4 protein-coding genes are annotated in these 6,664 nt (G+C 48.2%); all 4 read left to right on the top strand.

What is annotated here, in order from left to right:
* On the top strand, positions 1-778 hold a 778-nt coding region (locus DHN43_RS27580), incomplete at its 5' end, for a calcium-binding protein (protein WP_373456217.1).
* A 968-nt stretch (positions 779-1,746) separates the two neighbouring features.
* Positions 1,747-2,139 carry a DUF302 domain-containing protein gene (locus DHN43_RS24255; RefSeq protein WP_063291594.1) on the top strand — a complete coding sequence of 131 codons (393 nt, stop codon included), beginning with the start codon at positions 1,747-1,749 and terminating at the stop codon, positions 2,137-2,139.
* Positions 2,140-2,612: 473 nt separating this feature from the next.
* Positions 2,613-5,399, top strand: a complete 2,787-nt coding sequence (locus tag DHN43_RS24245) for a bifunctional aconitate hydratase 2/2-methylisocitrate dehydratase (RefSeq protein WP_108820342.1) — start codon at positions 2,613-2,615, stop codon at positions 5,397-5,399.
* A 398-nt stretch (positions 5,400-5,797) separates the two neighbouring features.
* On the top strand, positions 5,798-6,643 hold the full coding sequence (gene phnC, locus DHN43_RS24240) for a phosphonate ABC transporter ATP-binding protein (protein WP_063289229.1): 846 nt from the start codon (positions 5,798-5,800) through the stop codon (positions 6,641-6,643).
* Positions 6,644-6,664 lie beyond the last annotated feature (21 nt).

Below are 6,664 nucleotides of genomic sequence, written 5' to 3'. Positions count from 1 at the left end.
CTTGTACATCCATGAGCCGGATGGCAATGGTAACTATACAGTTTCCAAGCTGATTACCGGAGATAGTAGTACAGGCCCGGCACTTGCTGTGAATGAGGCTGGCGTCATCGTTACCGGTGCCACTTCCGGCATCGGCGCTGCTTATGTTTATGTGCCGAATGGTTCTGGTGGTTACTCTGAGATTGAACTGACAGCCCCTGACGTATCAGGTGATGGTCTGTTCGGTAGCTCTGTTTCAATCAATGAAGACGGTGTTATCACAGTTGGATCGCATTCTGACAATGACAACGGTGAGGGTTCCGGTTCAGTCTATGTCTTTACCCAAGACCCTGCTGGCTTCTATGTCGGGCAAGATGGAATGTACTTCTTCCCTAATGATGAGCCAGTGATTGAGACATTTGGGGCTGCATCTCTCGAAATTATTGGTAATGATGCAGCTGAAACTCTCGTAGGCGGTGATGGAGCAGACATTATCAACGGAAATGGAGGTAATGATCTGATCACAGGTGGTGCTGGTGATGATCAGCTGAATGGCGGTGAAGGCAGTGACATATTTGTGTTTGCTGCTGGCGATACCGGCCACGATGTCCTTACTGATTTCGATGCAACAGATGTCATTCAGGTTGAAGCCGCATTATTTGTGGACTTCATAGCGATTATGGATGCTGCAGAAGTGAGTGGTTCAAATACAGTGATCACAATCGACACAGACACTTCGATCACTTTGCAAGGTGTGACACCTGCTGAGCTTCAACCGGATGATTTCCTGTTCATCTAGTCGATGCTGAGAAATCCAAGGCGCTCGCAATCATCAGTTGCGGGCGCTAATTTTTGCTATAACCAGACAGCACTCATTTCCATACGGGTTTCACAGCATAATCGGGTCGTGAGCTACATAACAAATTACATAACAATTGCGTATTTTGAGCAATGTGAATTTGATATAAATCGAGTTACTGTATTGAAATATAAGAGAAAAAATGATTTCGATTGAAAGCTCGATTTTTTAACGGACTCTCTCCGTGTCCGCCATCTTCCCTTTTTTGAAAATACGAATAGATACGCTTAATCAATAGGTTAAAGCGTATTGCGCAAAGTGTTTTGACACTGGTGGACTGAGCTACATAACACTGCATGTAGGATGGGTAGAATATGGCTCATCCGATCAGTCGTGGAATGTACTATTTTGTGAAGCGTGTTCCCAAGAGATATGCGTCTGTTGATCCGCGTTCACGCATCCAGCTCTCCTTGATAACAGACAATATCTTAGAGCGCATTTCGTGGAGCTTTAAGACTATGTTTTGGGCTTAATCGCTATAAATTTCAAGTGTCGTCACGGCTTCTGGCAAAGCGCTTTGACCAATCCCGAAGATCCACTCAATAAGGCAAATTTCACCTAAAGCGACCTTTGAGAAATCGAAGGCATCGCCTGATCTTTGCGCAGAAACTCCAAGCTCTCGTCACACTTTTAATCAAGTAACGCATTGGCAAATGATTGCTATAGCTCGGATCCACAGCCACCAGTCGATCAGACACGATCATGTGAAAATAATTTATATGTAGCTGGAATATTTCCATAGTTAAATAATCAAACTCCGGTAGGGGAAGGGCTTGGTAATCTAAGTCGGGCTTCTGGCGTATTTGGCTATATGTTCCCCGAAGCCGGATTAATTTCACAAGAAGGATAGTGATTTGCGTAGTTTGTTTCTGGCTTCAGCGCTAATACTTGGGAGTTTGTATCCCGTCATGGCTCAAGATATTATCAAGGTCGATACCAATAAAGCAGTGCAGGAGACTATGGATGCTCTGGAGGCTACTGCAAGGAAGGCAGGGGCAACAATATTTGCTCGTGTTGACCATGCTGCGGGAGCTGAAAAGGTTGGTATGTCCATCCCGGCGAACCAGTTGCTGATTTTCGGTAATCCGGTTCTTGGTACGCCTGCGATGGAGATCGACCCGCGGGCAGGCCTGTACCTGCCACTTAAAGTTCAGGTCTATGAGGATTCCGAGGGTCAGGTCTGGTTGGCTTACGAAGATCCGAAGGAAACAATGAAGGATCTGGATAATGTCGATAAATCACCGGTAATTGAAAAAATGCGCGGTGTTTTGGCGAAGCTGACTTCCAAGGCTGCCAAGTAGTCGAATTCGATACGAGATCAAGAATTTCAGTCTGCTCAGGGTCTTTAAATGGGCTCTGGGCTTTTTTAAAATGGGTGGTGCTTTTTTGCGGCGTGGGGCGAGGTCCATTGTAGGCTCCTTACCCGGTTTTGAACGCGGCAAATTGTCCGGTAATGAAGTCCGTAGGGATGCTGTGTTTTGCCTCAATCGCTGTCTGGCCAAGGTCAAGGGCTAGGCAGAGTAGGGTGGTGGCAAAGCCTGCCAGAATGAGCCTCTCGCAGAATTTATTGTTCTGGGGCTGGTGGATAGATAAGCTTGTTAGTGATGCGGGTGGGGTTGGAGTTCTGCAACTGCTGGAAACATCTTGCATGCCAATGTCATTTGGTATACGACCGCATACAACAAACTTGAGCCGGTTTGCCAGAGATGGTTTTGACATAGAGTTCAAGATACACCAAACATAAATCGTCTAACACAAATGCGTCGGAATAATCATGAGCTTGTACACTGACTACTTGAATGAGATTGACACTCGAAAAGCCGAGGGTTTGAACCCCAAGCCGATTGAAGATGGCGCACTTGTGAATGAGATCATATCGCAGATTAAAGATCTCGGAAACGAACACAGAGACGGATCTCTTAAATTCTTTATCTACAACACCTTGCCAGGCACAACCAGCGCAGCTGGCGAAAAGGCGAAGTTTTTGAAAGAGATCATTCTTGGCGACTCTGTTGTTGAGGAAATTTCTCAGTCCTTTGCTTTTGAACTGCTGTCTCACATGAAGGGTGGCCCTTCTGTTGAGGTTCTTCTTGACCTGGCGCTTAGCGATGATGCGTCTGTTGCGCAACAGGCTGCCGATGTCCTTAAAACCCAGGTGTTCCTGTATGAGGTAGACACCGAGCGTTTGAAGGCAGCTTTTGCAGCAGGTAATGCGATTGCAAAAGACATTCTGGAAAGCTACGCAAAGGCTGAGTTCTTCACAAAGCTTCCTGACGTAGACGAAGAAATCAAAGTCGTGACCTTCATCGCAGGTGAAGGCGATATCTCAACCGACCTTCTTTCTCCTGGCAATCAGGCACACTCCCGTTCTGACCGTGAACTACACGGCAAGTGCATGATCTCACCTGAAGCGCAGGCGGAAATTCAGGAACTGCAGAAAGCAAATCCTAATGCGCGCGTGATGCTGATTGCTGAAAAAGGCACCATGGGCGTTGGCTCCTCCCGTATGTCTGGCGTAAACAACGTTGCGCTGTGGGCTGGTAAACAGGCAAGTCCATATGTTCCCTTCGTGAACATTGCGCCGATTGTTGCTGGCACCAACGGCATCTCTCCAATCTTCCTGACCACTGTTGGCGTGACCGGCGGTATCGGGCTTGACCTGAAAAACTGGGTCAAAAAACAAGATGCTGATGGCAACACCGTTCTGGATGGAAATGGTGATCCTGTTCTTGAGCAGACCTACTCAGTTGAGACTGGTAAGGTGCTCACCATCAACACTAAAACCAAGAAGCTTTATGACGGTGATAAAGAGCTGGTTGATGTTTCTTCCGCGTTCACACCTCAAAAAGTTGAGTTTATGAAAGCTGGCGGCTCCTATGCTGTTGTGTTTGGTAAAAAGCTGCAGACTTTTGCATCTGAAACACTTGGCATTGAGCTGAAGTCCGCTTTTGCTCCGGCCAAAGAGATCTCTCATGAAGGTCAGGGCCTGACAGCTGTTGAGAAGATCTTCAACCGCAATGCTGTTGGCGCCACTCCGGGTGCAACTCTGCATGCTGGTTCTGACGTTCGTGTGAAGGTGAATATCGTTGGTTCTCAGGACACCACTGGTCTGATGACTTCGCAGGAACTGGAATCCATGGCGGCAACCGTCATTTCTCCAACTGTTGATGGTGCTTACCAGTCTGGTTGTCACACTGCTTCTGTTTGGGATTTGAAAGCACAGGCTAACATTCCAAAACTCATGAAGTTCATGAACAAGTTTGGCCTGATCACCGCGCGCGATCCAAAAGGCGTCTACCACGCCATGACAGACGTGATCCATAAGGTGTTGAACGACATCACCATTGACGACTGGGCAATCATTATCGGTGGCGACAGCCACACCCGTATGTCCAAAGGCGTTGCGTTTGGTGCAGATTCCGGCACCGTGGCACTGGCACTGGCAACTGGTGAAGCCACCATGCCGATCCCTGAATCTGTGAAGGTGACTTTCAAAGGCACCATGAAAAATCACATGGATTTCCGCGATGTGGTGCATGCAACACAGTCTCAGATGCTAAAGCAGTTTGGCGATAACGTGTTCCAAGGCCGCATTATTGAGGTTCACATCGGAACCTTGCTTGCTGACCAGGCGTTCACGTTCACTGACTGGACTGCTGAGATGAAGGCAAAAGCTTCCATCTGTATTTCTCAGGATGACACTCTGGTTGAATCACTTGAGATTGCGAAGAGCCGCATTCAGATCATGATCGACAAAGGCATGGAAAATGATGCCAAAGTTCTTCAAGGCCTGATCGATAAGGCAGACAAGCGCATTGCAGAAATCAAGTCTGGCGAGAAAGCTGCGCTGACACCTGATGACAACGCGAAATACTTTGCTGAGGTTGTTGTTGATCTGGACCAGATTGATGAGCCGATGATCGCTGATCCGGACGTGAACAACGACGACGTTTCCAAGCGTTACACCCACGACACCATCCGTCCTGTTTCCTACTATGGTGGCGACAAGAAGGTTGATCTGGGCTTCGTTGGTTCCTGCATGGTGCACAAAGGCGACATGAAGATTGTTGCTCAGATGCTCAAGAACCTTGAGAAAGACGGCGGTAAGGTCGAGTTCAATGCGCCGCTTGTTGTTGCAGCGCCAACCTACAACATTATTGATGAGCTGAAGGCAGAAGGCGACTGGGAAATTTTGCAGAAGTACTCCGGTTTCGAATTCGATGATGCACTGCCAAAAGCAACAGCACGTACCGAATACGAAAACATTATGTACCTGGAGCGTCCTGGCTGTAACCTTTGCATGGGTAACCAGGAGAAGGCTGCTAAGGGTGATACCGTTCTGGCAACCTCTACCCGCCTGTTCCAGGGCCGTGTGGTAGAAGATTCTTCTGAGAAAAAGGGTGAATCCCTGCTGGCGTCCACTCCGGTTGTTGTTCTTTCCGCAATCCTCGGCAGAACTCCAAACATGGATGAGTACAAGGCAGCAGTGGAAGGCATCGACCTCACCAAGTTCGCCCCACCACTCCAGAAGCCTGCTGCTGCGAAGTCAGTTCACTTCTAGGGTCTAATCGCAGGATAGCGGCCTTAGACCTAGCAGCTGGCAAACAGCACTAAACTCTATTCAAATGGGCGGTACCTAACAGTACCGCCCATTTGCTTTTTTAATGCCGATGCTTTCAGAAGTTTGGTGTTCAGCCCTACTGAGTATTTAGAGTGCTTAGCGTTCAATCGACGGTTTTTGATTCCCTGAAAAGCAGAGTTTCGACACCTTGGTTTGAAAGCCGGTTGGCTTTTCCTTCTGTCATAGAAACGTAATGTAATGCTCGTTTTGCCAGCTATGTGGGGGAGGTGGGGTGTGACGGTTTTTTGACGGGTTCGCTTTGTGAGTGAGCGTCATTTCGCTGTAACAATCGCGTGTGCCTAGTACGTTAAATTTTAACAGGTACCGGGGTTGAACTCTTGATCCAGTTTGAAAGCGTTAGAAAAGAATTTGGCGCGCATGTTGCTGTCAAAGGGGCGAGTTTCATTGTTGAGAAGCCTCAGATGATCGGCATTATTGGTCGTTCTGGTGCGGGTAAATCCACGTTGCTGCGGATGATCAACAGACTTACCCCGGCAACCGATGGGCGTGTCCTTGTTGATGGTGTTGATGTGCTTGCTTTACAGGGGGCGTATAAGCGCCGCTGGCAGCGTGATTGCGCGATGATCTTTCAGCAGTTCAATCTGGTTCCTCGCCTTGATGTTTTAACCAACGTTATGTTGGGTCGCCTGAATGCACACGGAACAGTTTCTAGCATGCTCAAGCTGTTCACTCGTGAAGAGCGGGTTCAGGCTCTGCTGAAACTTGAAAGACTTGGTATTGCTGAAACGGCTTTGAAAAGGGCCGAAAATCTTTCTGGTGGTCAGCAACAGCGTGTTGCGATTGCTCGTGCTCTTATGCAGGAACCGAAAATGCTTTTGGCCGATGAGCCGATTGCTTCGCTGGATCCGATGAATGCGCAGGTGGTGATGGACGCTCTTAAGGCGATCAACACGGAAGATGGCCTGACTGTTATTTGTAATCTCCATACTCTTGATACTGCCCGTAATTACTGCGACCGCGTGATTGGCATGCGTGATGGTGAGATTGTTTTTGATGGGAAACCGGATGAGCTTTCTACCGCAGTGGCCCGTGAGATCTACGGTGCTGATGACAGTTTTGAGGAGGGGATGACCTCAACTTCTCTGGGTAGCGAAGGTGCAAAAATCGCTGCCCTGGAACTGGCGAAAGGCGATGCCTCGCCTGTTGTCTCTGCTGCTGAATAGCAGCGGGTTTAGATTTTTATT

Source organism: Pseudovibrio sp. Alg231-02 (genome assembly GCF_900143565.1).
GTDB lineage: Bacteria > Pseudomonadota > Alphaproteobacteria > Rhizobiales > Stappiaceae > Pseudovibrio.
The sequence above is the reverse complement of the archived record's forward strand: the minus strand, read 5'-3'. Positions and strand labels throughout refer to the sequence as shown.

Coding starts and splice junctions, on each gene's coding strand:
- DHN43_RS24245 (WP_108820342.1), top strand. CDS start 2,613: ATGAGCTTGTACACTGACTACTTGAATGAGATTGACACTCGAAAAGCC.
- DHN43_RS24255 (WP_063291594.1), top strand. CDS start 1,747: ATGGCTCAAGATATTATCAAGGTCGATACCAATAAAGCAGTGCAGGAG.